This is a genomic window from Clostridium collagenovorans DSM 3089, assembly GCF_900130005.1.
Classification (GTDB): domain Bacteria; phylum Bacillota; class Clostridia; order Clostridiales; family Clostridiaceae; genus Clostridium_D; species Clostridium_D collagenovorans.
In genome coordinates this window covers 46,764-65,660 of record NZ_FQXP01000004.1, presented here as the reverse complement: position 1 = coordinate 65,660, position 18,897 = coordinate 46,764, and the positions used below count along the sequence as shown (strand labels likewise).

The 18,897-nt window shown below is 29.2% G+C and carries 13 protein-coding genes and 1 riboswitch; of the genes, 3 read left to right on the top strand and 10 right to left on the bottom strand.

Going from position 1 to position 18,897, the window contains the following annotated elements:
- Positions 1-497: 497 nt before the first annotated feature.
- From BUA48_RS04780 to BUA48_RS04765, 4 genes are all read right to left on the bottom strand, one after another.
- A complete protein-coding gene (locus BUA48_RS04780; RefSeq protein WP_072830682.1) occupies positions 498-2,348 on the bottom strand; it encodes a S8 family peptidase in 1,851 nt (616 codons plus the stop codon).
- A gap of 165 nt (positions 2,349-2,513) precedes the next feature.
- On the bottom strand, positions 2,514-3,326 hold the full coding sequence (locus BUA48_RS04775) for an ABC transporter permease subunit (protein WP_072830681.1): 813 nt from the start codon (positions 3,324-3,326) through the stop codon (positions 2,514-2,516).
- 1 nt (position 3,327) lies between these two features.
- Positions 3,328-4,215: an ABC transporter ATP-binding protein gene (locus tag BUA48_RS04770; RefSeq protein ID WP_072830679.1), complete on the bottom strand. Its 888-nt coding sequence runs from the start codon at positions 4,213-4,215 to the stop codon at positions 3,328-3,330.
- A gap of 119 nt (positions 4,216-4,334) precedes the next feature.
- Entirely contained in the window at positions 4,335-4,964 is a 630-nt protein-coding gene (locus tag BUA48_RS04765; RefSeq protein ID WP_072830677.1) for a Crp/Fnr family transcriptional regulator, read from the bottom strand.
- A 224-nt stretch (positions 4,965-5,188) separates the two neighbouring features.
- On the opposite strand from BUA48_RS04765, the gene BUA48_RS04760 reads away from it, so the two are divergent.
- Both BUA48_RS04760 and BUA48_RS04755 read left to right on the top strand, forming a co-directional pair.
- Positions 5,189-5,392, top strand: a complete 204-nt coding sequence (locus BUA48_RS04760; RefSeq protein ID WP_072830675.1) for a 4Fe-4S binding protein — start codon at positions 5,189-5,191, stop codon at positions 5,390-5,392.
- An 86-nt stretch (positions 5,393-5,478) separates the two neighbouring features.
- Complete coding sequence (locus tag BUA48_RS04755; protein WP_072830673.1) at positions 5,479-6,069, top strand: 4Fe-4S binding protein; 591 nt, start codon at positions 5,479-5,481, stop codon at positions 6,067-6,069.
- 143 nt (positions 6,070-6,212) lie between these two features.
- On the opposite strand, the gene BUA48_RS04750 is transcribed toward BUA48_RS04755, so the two are convergent.
- From BUA48_RS04750 to galE, 6 genes are all read right to left on the bottom strand, one after another.
- Positions 6,213-6,614 carry a DUF1284 domain-containing protein gene (locus tag BUA48_RS04750; RefSeq protein ID WP_084666082.1) on the bottom strand — a complete coding sequence of 134 codons (402 nt, stop codon included), beginning with the start codon at positions 6,612-6,614 and terminating at the stop codon, positions 6,213-6,215.
- Positions 6,599-7,132, bottom strand: coding sequence for a biotin transporter BioY (locus BUA48_RS04745; RefSeq protein WP_072830671.1), 534 nt, complete (start codon positions 7,130-7,132; stop codon positions 6,599-6,601). Before BUA48_RS04745 ends, BUA48_RS04750 begins: the two co-directional genes overlap by 16 nt.
- Positions 7,133-7,246: 114 nt before the next feature.
- A complete protein-coding gene (locus BUA48_RS04740) occupies positions 7,247-7,846 on the bottom strand; it encodes a GNAT family N-acetyltransferase (protein WP_072830669.1) in 600 nt (199 codons plus the stop codon).
- Between the two features lie 227 nt (positions 7,847-8,073).
- Complete coding sequence (locus BUA48_RS04735) at positions 8,074-12,015, bottom strand: Ig-like domain-containing protein (protein ID WP_072830667.1); 3,942 nt, start codon at positions 12,013-12,015, stop codon at positions 8,074-8,076.
- Positions 12,016-12,200: 185 nt separating this feature from the next.
- Positions 12,201-12,379: riboswitch (cobalamin riboswitch) on the bottom strand.
- Between the two features lie 378 nt (positions 12,380-12,757).
- Positions 12,758-13,738, bottom strand: coding sequence for an LCP family protein (locus BUA48_RS04730; RefSeq protein ID WP_072830665.1), 981 nt, complete (start codon positions 13,736-13,738; stop codon positions 12,758-12,760).
- A 397-nt stretch (positions 13,739-14,135) separates the two neighbouring features.
- Positions 14,136-15,155 (bottom strand): UDP-glucose 4-epimerase GalE, encoded by a 1,020-nt coding sequence (gene galE, locus BUA48_RS04725; protein ID WP_072830663.1) that lies wholly within the window; start codon positions 15,153-15,155, stop codon positions 14,136-14,138.
- A 360-nt stretch (positions 15,156-15,515) separates the two neighbouring features.
- On the opposite strand from galE, the gene BUA48_RS04720 reads away from it, so the two are divergent.
- Positions 15,516-18,701, top strand: coding sequence for an SdrD B-like domain-containing protein (locus BUA48_RS04720; protein ID WP_072830661.1), 3,186 nt, complete (start codon positions 15,516-15,518; stop codon positions 18,699-18,701).
- The last annotated feature ends 196 nt before the right edge of the window (positions 18,702-18,897 follow it).

The following is an 18,897-nucleotide window of genomic DNA, read 5'->3' as shown; positions in this document are numbered from 1 at the left end:
TATTTCTTTTATTTACTATATTACCTATTCATAATATATATCTTGCATTAAATAAACTTCATTCATATTTTATAGAATTAAAAAACCTTAATATGATGTAGCTTTAATATTCTAAAGTATCTATTAAAACTATAGAATTATATTATTGTATATAACTTTTATAAACTATATTAATACCTGTTCTTGAACACCTACTTGGTTTACTTTTTATTTATAAAATACAATATATAATTATTAGACAATTAGGACTTTGGACAGTGTATTAAAGAATAATAGTTACTAAAAAAGTGATTATAAGAAACCGTTAAGTCTTTATTTTTCATGTATTTTTTTATGTATATCTTCACCTTAAATCTATGAAAAATTAAAGTCCAGCAAATTTCTTTGCTAGACTTTGTTAATATGACACACTATATATTACGTGCTAATCAGACTTTTATTATATTCACTGAACTTTACTCTTAATAATTTTAAAAGCTTCTTAATTTCAAAATATACTATTCAAAATTAAATATTGTCTTTGGTATTCTTATATATGTTTTTTCTAACTTATATTCAATACACAGTTCATCAATAATATTTCTATTCCCCATATTAGTATCTTCTAGGCTTCTCAAACTATTAAATATACCTTCAATATCCAGTATACCATATCCCCAATCAATATTAGGGAACTTATATGCTTTAGGGCGCCTAGCACCTTGTATAACTAAGGTCTTTATATCATATGCATATATTCCTGGTATATTTTCCTTTACTATAGCCCACTCAAATATCAATGCTAAAGCCCCTGCAAGTACAGCTGCTGCCACAGATGCCCCCGAAAATATTGCTGTACCCCCACCAGGTTTTAATACTAAAGCATTAATTCCTGCAGCAGTAACTTGAGGTACAATATCCCCAAAAATAGTATACCCTTTTCCTGAAGTTGCAACTATAGACTCATTGCTTTGATTATAATAAGAGCATACCATTAGTGATGCAGATTTATTAGGTACAGTTATAGTAGATTCCGTTGATGAATTTAAAAATTTAGTTCCTGGAGCCAATAACTTTCTTTGGGGAAGATACGCCCAGTACCTTCCATCGATTATATCATTACCAACTAAAACAAATTTCCAAATTCCTTCTACTATATTAAAACATTTTATTTTTATTGTAGATCGTGGTTCTTCAAAAAAAACTTGAATCTTAGTGCCTTCATATATAAATTTTATTTCCTTTTCTAAGGATTTAGGATTGGACTCTTGTACCACTTGCCCACTAGGAGAAACTATTATTAAAGAATATTTGTCTGGAACCTTGTAATGTATGTTAAAAAATAGGTCTCCTTGATCCTTATCCACCTTAAGCTCTAAGGTGGCATTTGCTCCACTTTTCTCAATCCTTCCCTGCGCATGATTTTCATCCATTCCTTGATTACCTGCACCAGTTACAATTATAGTTCCTTTTCTTCCAACTAAGTAATCCATATATAGCTCTAGCATATTCTGACCTTCTCTATTAGCTATACAAGTTCCTAGAGGTAGATATATAACTATAGGTCTTTTTAACTCCTCTGAAACCCTAACTATATATCTTAAAGCCGCCAATATATATTCTGGAGAGTAAGCATCAGCTACATTTCTCTTTACTCCTGCTAAATCTAATTTTAATTTAGATGCTGGTTTTAATTTGGCAACTATAAATTCACACCCCGGTGCTGCTCCAGTTATATTTTGATTATCATAACTTTGAGCTCCCCTTGCACCTATAATGCCAGCCATAGCAGTACCATGTCCTAACTCATCCTTGCTTGGTACTATCTTATATGGATCTTCCCCTCGTTGATTTGCTGCTATAGCTTCATTAATTTCTTTATCATTAAATTCCGTACCTAATTTCAAATCATATATTGGCTTATCACCTTGTATTGTTTGATCTAATATTCTTACTATCCTAGTACTTCCATCCTCATACTGAAACTCTTTATTTAAATAATCTATTCCAGTATCTATTACTCCGACAAGAACTCCCTTACCCCTTAAATATAAATATGGCTTATTATGCATAACATAAGCTTTACTTTCTTCTACTGGACTTCCCATTAGTGTATAAATAGACTCCATTTGCGTTACTGATACACTCTTTAAATACTTAGATACTTCTCTCAATCGTGAAGTCTTAGTATATATTAATACAATTGTATCCTGTACAATTATAGCTGAAGTTTCAGGGATACTATTTATCTTACTCAATGCATCAGGATACTCTTGTCCATATATAAGCACATATACATCATACTTCTCTGCTGTTTTAATAAATTCATTTTCAGCCTTACTATATTCCTGTTTATAATCAAATTCCATATCTCTCATTCCTTAATTAGAATACTATATAATATACTATTAAGTGTGATTTTTAAAAATGATTAAAAGATAAATTTATCTTTTATTAAATAAGCAAACAGAGTTCTAAATATTAGTAATAAAATTTATTCTAATATATATTTTTTATTTAAGCTTCTATTATTCTTAGTTGATATTTAAATCCTTTTTCTTATATACATAGTTAGCTATAAGAAGTGAAATTATAATTATTACAACTCCTATAATAATGAATTTTCCTTCTATGCCATCCTTAATTATATTAGCTGGTACAACCCATTCATATGGAGATATATATTTCATCCAATCTAAACTTTCTTTAAGTTTAGAAGCTATACCTATTATATAAGTTGAAAAGAATAATCCAACTATCATAGATGTAGCTCCCTTTTCCTTTTTCAAAGCTGAAGATATTATTACTCCAATGGCCATAAATATATATCCAAGTAAAGTGATACCTAAAAATATATTTCCCATATTTCTTAATAGTTCAGATATCTCTATACCCTCATTTTTTACTACCATACTCATTAATATAGTTGTAAGAGAAACAAAAACTGAATATATTAAAAATAGTATTGTAGAGGAAAAAACCTTACTCCATAATATCTTTTCTCTTGATACTGGCTTTGAATATAAAAATTCTATAGTTCCTTCTCCTTCTTCTCTTATAAGGGAGCTAACACCTAATATTCCTCCATACATAGCAAATGCCATTGCAATATACTGAAAACAATAAGCTGAATAATCAAATATATTGCTGAAATCAACAGCTTCTGAGAAGTTTAATGCCTCTAAAAGTGCTGGTGGTATGCTATTTATTTCCGTAGATATTATATCTTTCATTCCACTCATACTTGGAAAAAGTGCCATGAACATAGCAATTATAGATACTGTAGATACAGTCCAATAAACCATAGTTTTTAAGCCTCTTCTAAATTCAAACTTAAAGATATTCATCTTATTTCACCTCTCCACTTTTATAATAATCTAAGAAGGAATCTTCTAGTCTTATTTCTTCAATAAGCAACCTATCAACCTTAAATTTAAATAAGAATTCTATCAATTCATTAATGTCTTTATCATATATAAAAACTATCTCCTTCTCATCCTCTTTTAATATTTCTCTGCTTATTAATCTTACTTTCTCTTTGTTTATTTCCTTACTTTCAATAGTTATTCTCTTTCCTAGATTTTTACGTACCTCACTTAAGGTAATTATATCTACAATTTTTCCATCCTTGATTATAGCAACTCTATCACAAAAATTCTCAACTTCAACTAAATTGTGAGAAGATAGAAATATGGTAGTACCTTTTTCTCTTTCTCTTAGTAGTATTTTAAAAAGCTTTTGCTGTACTAGTGGATCTAAACCATTGGTAGGCTCATCTAAAATTATAACTTTAGGTTTACTTATTAAAGCTTGTACTATAGCAACCTTTTTCTTATTTCCAAGACTTAGCTCACCCATCTTTTTATCCATCTCTATTTCCAATTCATTACATATTTCTTCTACATACTTTTTATCCACATTATTAAAAAAAGACTCAGCATACTTGATTATATCCTTAACCTTAGATTCGCTATAATACCTTACATCACTTGGTACATAGGTTACATTCTTTTTTATTTCACTACTTTGCCCTACAATATCATAGCCTAAAATTTCTCCATGTCCTGAACTTGGAAAGATAAAATTTAATAAGGTTTTTATAGTAGTAGATTTTCCTGCACCATTAGGACCAATAAACCCAAAAATTTCACCTTCCTCTACTGACAAATTTACATCAGTAATACCTCTGCTACTTCCATACTTTTTCGTTAAATCCTTCACTTTAATTGCTTCCATCTTTATCACTCCCTTATATCATTTTTTTCTTTAATATGTTTCAAGTACCTTAAATGAATTGATTCCTAAATTCTAAACATATATAAAAAATAAGAGATTTAAGTATGAAACCTAATCTCTTATGTTAAAACTTCTATTTTTCCTCTACTTAACTTTAATTTACCTTCCTTTTCTAAGCTCTTTAACTTTCTACTTACAACCTCTCTTGATGTACCTATTTCTAATGACAATTCCTCATGAGTTGCATAAATTATCTTTGAATTTTTAGTTTTTAAATTTTTTATAAGTCTTTCTTCAATTGACTCGTGTATTATTTCTTCCTTAGAATCTACTATTAATTTAAACTTATTGTGTAAACTCATATACAGATATTTTAAAAACTCAACATCCTGTAAAAAAAGCTTATCAAAGATATCCATAGGCACCATAAATAGCTCTGAATCTTGAGTTGCTTGAGCAAAAATATTCAGTGGTATACACTGTATAATACAACTTAAAGTTTCATGACACAATTCACCCTTACCTATATTATATAAATTAGTTTCCTCCCCCTTTTGGTTAATCCTAAAAATTCTAACCTGCCCCTTTATAATAAATGGTATTCCCATACAAGGACTATCTGCTGTTTTTAAATACTCCTGTGAAGAAACCTTCCTTAAAATCAATTTTTCCTGTAATACTCCATTACTCTTTACATTTAATTTTTGTAATATAGGATATTCTCTATATAAAGATTTAATTCGTTCCATTACATCACCTACCTTAATTGTAAAACTTTCTTATAATTTATTATAATATAAAATTTTAAATACTACATCTCTTATATGGTTTTTAATGTTCTATAACTTTATGTGATTAAGTCACATACTTTTTTTCCCTTATTATATATACTACTAACTATAGAAAACCTAAGAATACATAAACCTAGTTTATTATTCTCTGATATAAACATTATTATAAGGAGTGACTAATTATGTTAAATAAAGCAATAAAGCGAAGTGCCTCAGTAGACCTTTCTTATTGCGTTGCCTGTGGTTGTTGTGTAAAGGTATGCCCCTTTAATGCCATAACAATAGATAGAGGTATAAATGCAATAGTTGATACTTCTAAATGCGTTGGCTGCGGTAAATGTGCCAAAGAGTGTCCTGCATCCATAATAGAAATATTAGAAAAATAATTCAACTTATGTACATTTAAGTTTTCATATATTTAAATATTTAAACTTAACTATGTATATTTTATATTAAAATTTGGAGGTTATATATGAAAAAAAAGAAAAGTCCTTGGGATTATATGTGGATAGTGTCTACACTTTACTTATTTCTAGGGTTATTTAATATATTATTCGCTTGGCTTGGAATGTTATGTTTCTTGATTCCACTACTTATTTCTATTTTTGGTGGTGGTAAAGTTTATTGTAATAAATACTGTGGAAGAGGTCAGTTATTAACCATTATAGGAAAAGATCTTAAGCTTTCAAGAAACAAACCTATGCCCAAATTTCTTAAATCAAAATATTTTAGGTATGGTTTCTTAATTTTCTTTATGACCATGTTTGGAAATATGATTTTTAATACCTACCTTGTATTTAAAGGAAGTAATACTTTAAAAGAAGTTATTACAGTACTTTGGACCTTTAGACTTCCTTGGCATGTTGCAGAGATTTCTGGAGTTACTCCCTGGGTTGCTCAATTTGCCTTTGGGTTCTTCAGTGTTATGGTAACCTCTACAATTTTAGGTATCGTAACCGCGATTTTATTTAAACCTCGTTCTTGGTGTATTTATTGTCCAATGGGCACTATGACTCAAGGAATATGTAAACTAAAGTCTAGTGTAAAGAAACCAACTTCTTAAGTTATAAAATAAGTTAATCCCCATACCCTTTATTCTTATTTTAAATTTAAACTTTATAAAACAAAGTAACTTTACCACTTATAATTCTAGCATTACCTAAAATTATAAAATGGTAAAGTTACTCTTTTTTTTGTATATTTGAATTATCTACTACATAGAAATCTTTTACAGTTGGTAATATTATACCATCCGCAATCCTTGCATATATCATCAAATTTCTCTTCATTCATATTTTCATAAATTTCTTTAGCTATTTCACTATAAATATATTCCCCTTCATTTATATTAAAGTTCTCAACTACTCTTCTATCAAGCTCTTCTATATGAGCTTGACTTGTACAACTTTTTCCTTCAATATTATTAGGGCATTTAGAACAAATATTGTCTAAAGAAGATACTATCTTAATTTTTTGATTAGGATTTTTACTTAGAGCTTTAATTGTCATTTCCATGTTGTTATTAAATTCTTCACTATAGCCTTTACCTTCATATGCCTTCATGCAAAGCATATGATGTGGTCTAAGTTTTATTATCTCATTACACATAAATTCACTCTCTTTTTCACATTACACCCTATAACTGTAGCTAAGCTAATTTTTATTAAATCTACAACTACAAAAGGTAAACAACATATAGTCAGAGCTTTTAAAAATCCTACATTAGCAACCAAAGCATATTGTGCTGCCCCTACTGTATAGTTAATAATGATAGCAATTAGCATTGTAGACATAATATACTTAATATCCTTAAATTTATAAGAAACATATCCAACAATAAGTGCCATAATAGGAAAGGTAATTATAAATCCTCCCGTTGGTCCTACTATTATAGGTAAACCACCACTAAATCCAGCGAAAACCGGTAATCCTATTGCTCCTAATAATACATATATAATCTGTGATAAAAATCCTCTTTTAGCTCCAAGTACTACCCCTGATAAAGTTACAGCAAAAACTTGCATTGTAAATGGAACCCCTGGAAAAGGTATTGTAATCTGAGCTAAAACAGCTGTAATAGCTGCAAATAATCCACTTATAACTATATCCTTAGTTGATAATTTCATAATAACAACTCCTTTTGTAAACCCAATTAATTTTTATAGTTTACAATTGAATTATATATTATATTTTTAATTGTTGTCAATAAAATTTATAATTTAAATATTTTATTATTTAGTCTAAATATTTTTAGAATATATCATCTGTGTATAGCACCCTAAAAAAGTTTTCTCATATTCTTTCTGCAACTCTCTATCTGGCTCCCTTAATTGTAAGCATACTTGATTAACCTTGCCCTCATATATATTTGTAAATTTAACTTTATATCTATTATTATTTAATGAAAGTAATTGTTCTATTCTATGGCTTTGAGACTGTATTAATAATGAACCTATATATCCTAGCTTGCTATAAAACCTTTCTGCAGATTCAACGGCACCAAGATTAATAGTATGAATTCCATGCTGAACTGCTCGTTCTTCAAGTAGAGGAACCATCTCTTTTGCTATTCCAAGTCCTCTATAATCTTCATGCACAGCCACCGGTCCCATTGTAATACTATAGTTATCATTAACTCTACCAAAAACAATACCTATTACTTGATTGTCTATACTTGCGTAGAGCATCAAATCACCGTAATCTTTCATACGCTCTTGCCATTTTTCAAAAGAATATTCTGGATTATCAACCACAGGCATACCTATAAAAATCCTTTTAAATAAATTAAAAGCTTCCTCAAGTTCTTCTTTCGTTGAAACACTTTTGATTAAGTAATTCATGTTTATACTCCTCCTTTATTGCTATATTAAAAAGCTTCTTGTCAATATAATACGTGTAGAATATTCTAAAACCTTGATTGCTAAAAGAATTAAAGGAAAGTGTATTGAAATAATTAATATTTTTTATGAAAAAGTCAGTATTTAATAACTCAATAACAATTATATCACCTATCTATATTACACAAAATAAAAATAAGCATTTACCTATGGTAAATGCTCACTTAACTTTAGTTATACTTTTTTTTCCTTACTATTAAAACTCCAGCTACTATTATTAAAAATGCTACTATAACTGCTATAATTTTTATTTTATCAGTGTTTTTAGCTATTAATTCACTTTCATTTTTATCTTCCTTTTTCTTTTCTGATGTGTTTTCTTTTTTAATTTCACTTTTATTCTCTTTAGTTTCCTCTTCGATTTTCTTACTTTCAGTATCATTTTCATCTTTTTTAGAAGTAGTTATATCCGTCCATTTGTTTACTTCATTTGATGTTTTATTTTCTATTTTATTTGCAGTAGTTATTTCCCCTATACTTAAAAGTTGATTATATATAGGATTTTTATCCCTATTATTTTGTAAAGAACTTTCTTCTTTTACAGTAATAAATTCATCCTTTGAAACATTATTTTCAATAGATTCTGATACACTGTTATTAGATTCTTCTTTTTTATTTTCAATAGAACTTACACTATTATTAACTTCTTCCTTGGAAGATTCGTTTTTAGTATTATTCTCATTCAAATCTTCCTCTTTTATACTATCATCCTTTGCTTCTTCCTTAATACTTTGTAACTTAACATCAAAGTTAGTTAGTATTATTTTTTCATCACTCAATGCTATTTTTAAAGTCCTATCCTTTAAGTTTTTTTGTTGTAATGTTATTTCACCATTATCATCTGTTTTATACTTATCTCCATTTATCATTACAAGTTGATTTTTTAAAACTCCTTCATTACTAAAGAATTTTAAAGTTACTTCATTTTTATTTTCTTTATATTCAAGCTGTGGTAATATCTTTTTAGTATTTTCTAGAGTTATTTTAAAGTTAAGTGGTACTATTAATATACCACCTTTTTCTTCATCTCTTTCTCCAATATAAATTTCTAATACATCACCATTTATTGTTTTCTTTTCTAAGTTTATCTCACCATTATCATCAGTTGTATAATCTTTTTTATTTATGATAACAGGTTTATTTTTTACTACTCCATCTGAAGTAGATAATTTTAAATTAATCTTATCATCATTTATTCTATATTCTAGTTTAGGAAGTTTAGTTATAATATTAGCATCAATATAATCAGCAATGAAAAATATTAATTCATCATACTGCATATTTCCATCTTTATCTTTTAACTCTTTAAAGTTATCCATAGATACCATAGGCATGTTTATAGTATTATCTTTAACTAAAGCATAACACCACCCATAGTTATCTCCTTGAACAGTACCTAATATTGATGTTACAAAATATCCTGAATCCCCTTTACTTTTTCCTTCAACACCATCGCAACCAACAGAAAGTTTTAATAAATCTAAAATGTTTTCTATTCCATCTCCTACCATAACATCTTCATTAAGTAAAATTTTATCTCTTCCTTCAATCCTTACTCTAATATTACTTTTAGGGTTTTTATCAATTATAAATTTTAAAGTTTCACTGCTTTTATTTCCATTTTCATCAATAGCTTGTACTACTAAAGTATAAATTCCAGAGTGAGAAATTTCTTCTCCTTTAAAAGGTTTATCATTTAATGTTGCAGTCCAGTTATTTCCCTTTGTTGAAGTTATTTTTACATTTACATCATCTCTATATAATTCATTATTTTTAATACCTTCTATTGTAATAACTGGTGGATCTTCCTCTTCCATTTCTAGTGAGGATTTAACTCCAAAGATAGATTTTTTAGTATATAACTCTGTAAGCGCTGTAAATCCATAAGAAGTACTTTCATCATAAGTAACTTCACCTTTACCATTGGTAAAGCCACCTATCTTCTCTTCATATTTTAATTTTGTAGATCTATATTTTAATAAATTGTCTACTAAATTTTTACCCTCTTTATTAGTAAAACTTTTTCCCATTGGACTTATGTTATTTGCAACTAAAGCTTCAATTACCATACTTATAGCTCTAGGTTCCATTCTGCTATTTAAAGCAACATTATTGTTGAAGTCATTTTTAAATTCCGTAACTATTTCTTTTGTAATTTTATCTATTTCTTTAGTTCTTTTACATCCAGCTAGCATAGTTATGAATACAGCTTTGCTTTCTGCATCACTAAAGGAGTTCACATTATATTTTCCGTTCTTATACAATTTAATAATTCCTTCTAAAGCAGCATCCTTATCATATTTACAGCCACATAAATCTAAGGCTAATACTGCATAGCTTTGATAAGCTAAGTTAGTTTTATCTAGGTAATTTTTAATAAATAACCCCTTATCTTCTCCTTCTTTAACTTGAGATGATGCTAGTTCTTCTAATAAATTTCTTCCATTATAGTTTGTAAAATCTCCATTGGAACCTTTTAATGCAAATAATGCCTTGGCATAATCATAACAAGTTGCAAGGTTTCTGCTTATATAAATTTTCTTATCTACTGAAAACTTACTTAAAGCTAAAGAAGCTATCCCCTCAACAGAAACTTGTTCTTTATAATGAAGTAAAAGATCATCTATTTGTTTTTTTACCAAAGCTTCTTGATCTTTAGTTATTTCATCTAATCCTAAGCTTTTAGTAACTTGAATTTTAATTGATGTAGAAACTGACTCATTATCTTTAACATAAGCTTTTATATTTACAAAACCTTCATTTTTTCCAAAGACCACTCCACCTTCATTTACTATTGCAACCTTCTCATTATCACTTTCAAAGATAACTTTTGAGTCTTTTACCTCATCTCCATCTTCATCTAATGTTAAAATGCTTAATGTAGTATTATCCTTAACCTTTAGTGGCAACTCTTCTTCATTTACTTTTATTTCAATAGTACTTACCTTAGGTGAATAAGCCTCCACTTCAATTGAAGTCTTTATATTACCATGGTCCTTTAATGAAACCTCTATTGTGGCAACACCTTCTTTAAGCGGTAATATTTTATCATTATTTATTGAAATAATACCTTCATCACTGCTTTTTAATACTACATCTTTTAGTGCCATTAAATCTCCGTTATTATCATAAACTTGAAAATCTAATTCCGTTTCCTTTCCAATCTTGCACTTTATTCTTTCTTCATTAAACTTAATACTCTTTGGATAAACAGTTTTATATTCTTGAAAATACATTGATGGTTTACTTTTATATTTAAAGTTATAGTAATCTACAAGAGCTGCTAACTTTGATATTTTTTCACTTTCATTTCTAACTTCAAAATCTCTTAATCCATCTAGTAAATTTTTACCTTCATCAGTCCATTCTTCTGAAGTTGGATCCTCACCTAATGCTACAAGAGCTTGAATCATTAATGAATTATAAAATATCTCCTGCTCACTCTCACATCCAAAATCATCACAGTACTCACCTGTAATTTTTCCTTCTGTATTACAATATTGTAATTTTTCCTTTACCTTATTTATGTATTCATCTCCATTGTCAAAAGCTTTTAAAGCTATAAGTGAAAGACAAAGAGATTGTATTGAGTTACTGTCAGTTCCATCACTTTCTTTATCTATATACTTACATAAAACTCTAAATGCTAAATCCTTATCATAGTCTTCCTTTACCATATTTAAAGCTATAATTCCAAGAGATGTACCCTTTAAATCTAAATCTACCCTCATTGCTTCTGCAGCTTTATCTAAAATAAACCCTTTTTCACCTAAAGACTCTTTAAGTTCATTAACATATATTGAGTTTTCTTCCTTAGTAAAATCTGCTTTTGCAGCAAATAATTTTATTATATTTTGACAGTATACTAATGGTCTTTTAGTATCACCTAAATATAAATTATTTATGTCTATTGGTTCATCTAGTGCTCTAAAAGTTAAATATCTTAAGTAATCTACATCACTATTATTTGATATTTCTGCTCTTATCTCATTAATCTCCTTTAATAAAGCTTCTTCTTCTCCTTCAAAAGCCATGGCATTAATTGGCGTCATGAAATTTACCAAAAATAAAAATACCAAGAAAATACTCATCAACTTAAACTTCTTTTTCAAAATAAATCCCCCTTAAAACTAAATATATATATATAGCTTTTAATTTATTTTTTCTTCCTAACCTCCACAAAATATTTATTAAAAACTATTTATAAACATAAGTAAAAAAAGCCTCTTAGTAAAAACTAAGAGACTTTCCCATATTAAGCCATCAAAATCTTGCTTTTCATACTCCCCATGAAAAACATAACTAGTACATTAAGGCAGGTCTCCTGACTTATGCATCCTCCTCATCTTAATCTTCCCATAAAACTTACAGTGATTTATTAAAGACTTGTCCGCAACTACAGTGGTGGGTCCGTGTGGGATTTAAACCCACTTCCCTATTCTCCTTTTTAAAGGCACCTTAACTTCATATTCAATTTTAAAAATTTATATGTAAAATATTTTTCAACATATTATAACATTTATTGATTAAATTTCTTTTTAGAACTTTATTTTTCAAAACTTATTATAATAAATATTTAAAATTTTGTCAATTAATAATGTATTTAGTAAAATTTTATACTATAATACACTATTTATCTGTACTTTAAAAAGCTTAATCTAAAAAATATATTAGTACTCATAGAAGTTTAGTTAGTGTTGTACTTTCTATTATTTAGAAAACTCATCACAGTCTAGTTATTCCTGGTATCAAACTCATAAGAGACTTTTATAATTAAGTTTTTGAACACAAAAAAAGATGTAAGAAATATCTACATTAATTTATTCCTTACATCCTTTATGACTTATTTATTTTTTATTCTTCCCCATATATAAATTTGTGGATATCTTTTGAAGTTTCATTTAAATCAGTAATTATATATGATACCCCATTAATTAAATCACCTTTGCACTTATCTTGAAGAGGGAAGCGATTTTCCTCTACATTGCTAACTCCAGATAATAGTATATCCTTACCTAAACTTAAAATTGAACTTGGTGACATACTAGTTTTAACATATGGTATAAGTTCAGTAGCAACACTGTACATTTCCATAGGAGATGTTTTTAAGCATTTATTTATAGCTGCCATAAGTACTGTTCTTTGTCTATCAGTTCTTACATAATCTCCACCAGCAGTGCTTCTTATTCTTCCATAAGCAACAGCTTGTATACCGTTTAAAGTTTGTGGACCTGGTGCACTTATAGGTTTTACAGTTTTCCCTTCTGCACTAGCCATCCCACTTGCCATACTATTTATATATTGAATTTCCTCTTGTTTTACATCTATTGTAACTCCACCAAGACGATCCACTATTTTCTCTAATCCATAGAAATTAACAGATATATAATCCTTAATATCTAAATTAAAGTTAGAGTTTATAGTATTTATAGCTAATTCACCTTGTCCAAATGCATAAGCATGATTCAACTTATCCTTTCCTTCTCTTCCCTTAATGGTTACATATGTATCTCTCATGATTGAAGAGAGTCTTATAGTCTTATCCTTTTTATCTATAGATAAAACCATTATAGCATCAGATCTTGAAGGGTCATTTCCTTCTAAATCTCTAGCATCAATACCGAATAATGCTATGTTAATTATATCCTCTTGCTTTGATTTTTCCTCAGTTTCCTTTGTTATTGCTAATTCTTCAGGTTCTTTGGTTATAGGCTCACTTTCTATTTTAGAAAGTTGATAATATAAGTAACCAAAGCCACTTGCTACTACTACTGCCATAGCAATTAAAATGCTTATACCTGTGATTATCAAAGTTTTTTTAGTTTTTTTCTTCATTCTTTTACCCTCGCATCATATTAATTGTGAAAATTTTAAGATATATTTTAAGAATTATCTATTAATTGAATTTAAAGTTTCGAGTCACTTTCAAGAGAATTCACTAAAATATTTTATTAAGTTATGTGAGTACATTTTTTTATTCACTATAATACTACATCAATACTAATTATTATATATTTTTATGAATTATATTTGCTATTATAGCATATTTAGTATGTTACTTACATATGTTTAATTAAATTGTAAAACTTTTCTTTTTATTCTATATGTATATAGATAATTATTTATTGAACATACTCAAGTTATTCATAAAAAATAACACTATATAATATAAAAAGGTTATCTTAAAAAACCCTAAGATAACCTTTTTCAAAAATAATTTATTTCATCATAATTATTCTTCTACATTATATCCCTTTGGATTTGAGCTTTGCCATCTCCATGAATCTCTGCACATATCTTCTATTCCTTTTTCTGCTTTCCATCCTAATTCATTATTTGCTCTAGTTGGATCAGCATAGCAAGTAGCTATATCCCCTGCTCTTCTTCCTACAATTTTATATGGAACCTTTTTACCACTAGCATTTGAAAAAGCTTCTACTAAATCTAAAACACTATACCCTTTACCTGTACCTAGGTTATATGTAACTAACCCTGAGTTTGTGTTTAATTTTTCTAAAGCCTTAATATGTCCTTTAGCTAAATCTACAACATGTATATAATCTCTGACACCTGTTCCATCTGGAGTATTATAATCATCACCAAATACACTTAATTCCTTAAGTTCCCCAATAGCTACCTTAGTTATATAAGGCATTAAATTATTAGGAATTCCACTTGGATCCTCTCCAATTGTACCACTTTCATGTGCTCCTATTGGATTGAAGTAACGTAGAAGTGCTATATTCCATGAATTATCTGATTTGTATAAATCTCTTAATATATTTTCTATCATTAATTTAGTTTGACCATATGGATTAGTTGCAGATAGAGGTGACTCTTCTACTATTGGAACAACCTTAGCATCTCCATAAACTGTTGCTGAAGAACTAAATACAAAATTCTTAACTCCATACTTTCTCATAACTCTTAACATAACTAAAGTACTAGTTAGGTTATTATAATAATATTCTAAGGGTTTTTCTACTGATTCTCCAACAGCCTTTAATGCTGCGAAATGTATTACTGACTCTATTTTATTTTCAGCAAATAATTTATCTACATCTTCTTCTACTGTTAAGTCTATATTAATGAATTGTACATTTTTTCCTGTTATATTCTCTATTCTGTCTTTAACTAATTCTTTACTATTGTATAAGTTATCTGCAATGATTACATCATATCCCTTGTTTAAAAGCTCTACTGTTGTATGACTACCTATATACCCCATACCACCTGCTACTAAAACTGCCATATTTAATCATCCTTTCGCATAAATATTTAATAATTTATAAATATATATAAACTACGATTTTTTACTTATTTCATTGTAGTATTTTAAACTATTATTGTCAATTAACTAAAGTTATATATTTTTTTACATTTTGTAAATTTTTATACATAAATCATACTTATTTTTATGTTTATAATTATCAAGTTTTAATATTCATTGTCACCTAATAAAAAATTGTCATATTATATATTAATGAAGTTGAATATGTTTTATAATTCCAGTATAAAGTATAATTTATATTTAAATTCAATTTTATCTTAAATTGCTATGAAGATTTATGTAAGTTCTACAAATTGGCCTATTAAAAATTGAGGTGATTATATGCCAAATGAATCAAATAACACAGGTCTTTCAGTTTCATCTATATCTAAAACTGTAGACAAAACCAAAGTTGGGTTAAATGAAAACTTTAACTATACTATAACTTCTAGTTTTAGTGGTATAGTAGGAAGTTTAGGCTCTGCTAAAGTAGAAGACTTTATTCCTAGTAATATTAACTATACTTTACCACCTGTAACTCCCCCTATACAGTCAATTACCCAAACTCCACAAGCGGGTGGTACATTGCTTACCTTCACCCTTAATCCTAACGAAGCCTTTGGGCAAATTGTAAATATTAATGTAGGTGCTAGTTTTAATCCTTCAACAGCTTATAATTCTACCTTTACAAATACCTCGCACCTTTATATTAATGGAGCCTTAGATTCAAGCTCATCAGCTCCACCAGTAACCTATATTAATAAAGCTGATTTTCATTTACAAAAACAATTATATTCTCCTTTCACTCAAAATCCATCACCTGGAAACTCTGTTGTATACTCTTTAAATCTTAAAAATCTCCTTCAAGGTGAAGGCGGGAATGGTATAGCTGGCTCAAGCATTAACAATGTAACTATAACTGATAAACTTCCTAGCTGGCTTACTGTAGATTCATCATTTTTACCTGTAGGTCAAGATGCTTCGCCTTATGACTCCGGTAATCCTCAGTATAATGGCTTAAAGGGTACCGTTGATGCTGCAAATAACTCAATAAGCTTTACTTTGCCTAAATACAACGGAACCGATTATATAATTTACTTTAAAGCCAAAGTTAATGCGGATGCAAAACCTGGAACTATTCTAAATAATACTGCTAATTGGAATGTTAATGGAGAAAATAAAACACCAGCTTCTAATAGCGCTACTATAGCTTCACCTAAAGCTCAAGCTAATGCAGGAAAAACAGGACCACTTTACGCATCTCCTGGTGATCAAATTATTTACCAACTACTTCCTACTAATGTTGGTAATACCGATTTAAATAATGTTTCTCTTGTCGATAATATACCTGATGGTTTCACACCATCCTCTGTAACTACAGGCGCTTACACCTTAACTACTGCGAATATCCCAGTAGGCGGTACTGTAAAATTAGAATATTCAACTGATGGTGGAACTAATTATACAACCTTAGGCACTTATAGCGGTGACAGTTCTACTAAAGTTACTTTACCAACTTTACCAGTAGGAGAAAAGTACACTCAAATAAAATGGTTAATATCTAATTTACCTTCTGCCATGAATACTAGTAATGGTCCTACAGTATCTGGTACTGTAGATTCTAATTATGCTAAGCCTACAATTACTAACACAGCAACAGTAACCTATAATACTGAAAGTGGTCCTGTAACTGGTCCAGCAGGAAGCGCAACTACTAATATAAGTAATAAGAGTATTGGTTCCTTAGTTAAATCTGTTGATAAATCTTCTGCTAGTCCTGGCGATGATCTAAATTATACACTTAGTGCTACAGCTCAAAGTACAATAACAGGACCTATATTAGCAGACTTATTACCAGCAGGAGTAAGCTTTGTAAGCATGACCGGAAGCCTCTTCCACAATGGTGCCACTGGAGAATCTGATTATAATCCTCCAATTACTGTAACCACTTTAAAGAACTACAACAACACAGGCAGAACCTTAGTTAGATTTACTTTCCCTAAGGACTTTAAAGCACCTCAAAACAGTACTATAGGTGTGTATTTTACTGCAAAAATTGATAGTTCAACCTCTGGTAATTTATCTAACAGAGGAGTTTTTGGTAATGCAACTGGTACTGTAGAACCTCCCGCTGGAACTCCACCTACTATTGATAATAATGACTTATTAGGTAATGGAATAACTTCTCAACCAGTAGTTGAAAGTAATCCAACTTCTACTCAGGTAGCTGGTATTAACTCTTTAAGTTGCAATAAGTATGTAAAAGGAGCCTTAGATACAATCTATACAACCTATCCCGAATCTGGTAAAACAACTAATGGTGGATCCTTAGAATATAAAATAGTAATAAAAAACTCTACACCATTCAACTCAAAAAATATAGAATTGATAGATATTCTTCCACATGTAGGAGATACTGGTGTTATAGTTAATCAAGCTAGAGAGTCCCATTTTCCAGTTTATCCCAAAGGTGTTATTAAGGCTATATTAAGTCCAGCGGATCCTAACGATCCTAATCCAGATCTTGAAATTCAATATTCTACTAACTATGACCCTATTAGATTCTCAGCACAAGAGAAAACAGGAGAAAGCGTTGGAACTGGTACTTGGACCTCTATAGCTCCTAGCCCTCCAACTAAAATAGCTGCTTTAAAGCTAACTTCTCCTACCACCATTTTAAAATCTGGACAATCAATAATCATATCTATACCTGCCATGGTTCCACCTGGTGTAAAACCTGGAGATATAGCTTGGAACAGTTTTGCTTATAGAAACTCTTTATACAACCCTAATACAAGCTCCTATGAACCACAATTGCCAGCTGAGCCTATCAAAGTTGGTATTAAAGTAGAAGAACCTTCACCTACAGATGCTGAAATAGGTGACTATGTATGGGATGATATAAATCATAATGGATTACAAGATTCTGATGAAAGTGGAATAAATGGAGCTAAGGTTAATTTACTAAATAGTGCAGGACAAGTTGTAGCTACAACTTATACAACTACTAATCCTAGTACCGATAAATCTGGCTATTATTTGTTCAGTGGTTTGAAACCTGGAACCTATCATGTTCAATTTATAAAACCAGATGGATATGACTTTACAACTCCGAATGTAGGCACAGATGACAGTAAAAACTCCTGTGCTAATCCCTCAACTGGAATGTCAGGAACAATAACCTTAACAGCAGGTGCAAAATATTTAAATGCTAATGCTGGTTTATACAAACCTACAACACCACCTGAACCACCTACACCACCTGAACACTGTAGCCAATCCGTTATAGACCTTATTGAGTCAATAGCCTTAGAAGAAACTGCTCTTTCTCATATAATAAATGCAGAAGGAGAAAAAATTCAACAAATGCTTAAGTTAAATCCTACTAAACAAGACCTTTTAAATGTCAATGCATCTGTTAAACAAACTATAGATGCCATAACAAAATTAGAACTTGTTTTATTTCAAAAGTTAGCCACTGCTAAAAAACTTTGTGCATCAAAGGTTACTGAAGATACAGCTAAATAAGAGAAAAATAAAGACATCTTAATTTGAGATGTCTTTATTTTTACAGTAATGAATCCTTTAATATATCACCTTTACTTCTTTTATTTTATTTATATCTATAATTTAAAGTAACTTTACTGACACCAAAGTATATTATGGTAATATATACCAATTTAAAAATGTGTTTAAGTTAATTTGAGTACATTGACTTGGATGT

Coding starts and splice junctions, on each gene's coding strand:
- BUA48_RS04780 (WP_072830682.1), bottom strand. CDS start 2,348: ATGGAATTTGATTATAAACAGGAATATAGTAAGGCTGAAAATGAATTT.
- BUA48_RS04775 (WP_072830681.1), bottom strand. CDS start 3,326: ATGAATATCTTTAAGTTTGAATTTAGAAGAGGCTTAAAAACTATGGTT.
- BUA48_RS04770 (WP_072830679.1), bottom strand. CDS start 4,215: ATGGAAGCAATTAAAGTGAAGGATTTAACGAAAAAGTATGGAAGTAGC.
- BUA48_RS04765 (WP_072830677.1), bottom strand. CDS start 4,964: ATGGAACGAATTAAATCTTTATATAGAGAATATCCTATATTACAAAAA.
- BUA48_RS04760 (WP_072830675.1), top strand. CDS start 5,189: ATGTTAAATAAAGCAATAAAGCGAAGTGCCTCAGTAGACCTTTCTTAT.
- BUA48_RS04755 (WP_072830673.1), top strand. CDS start 5,479: ATGAAAAAAAAGAAAAGTCCTTGGGATTATATGTGGATAGTGTCTACA.
- BUA48_RS04750 (WP_084666082.1), bottom strand. CDS start 6,614: ATGTGTAATGAGATAATAAAACTTAGACCACATCATATGCTTTGCATG.
- BUA48_RS04745 (WP_072830671.1), bottom strand. CDS start 7,132: ATGAAATTATCAACTAAGGATATAGTTATAAGTGGATTATTTGCAGCT.
- BUA48_RS04740 (WP_072830669.1), bottom strand. CDS start 7,846: ATGAATTACTTAATCAAAAGTGTTTCAACGAAAGAAGAACTTGAGGAA.
- BUA48_RS04730 (WP_072830665.1), bottom strand. CDS start 13,738: ATGAAGAAAAAAACTAAAAAAACTTTGATAATCACAGGTATAAGCATT.
- galE (WP_072830663.1), bottom strand. CDS start 15,155: ATGGCAGTTTTAGTAGCAGGTGGTATGGGGTATATAGGTAGTCATACA.
- BUA48_RS04720 (WP_072830661.1), top strand. CDS start 15,516: ATGCCAAATGAATCAAATAACACAGGTCTTTCAGTTTCATCTATATCT.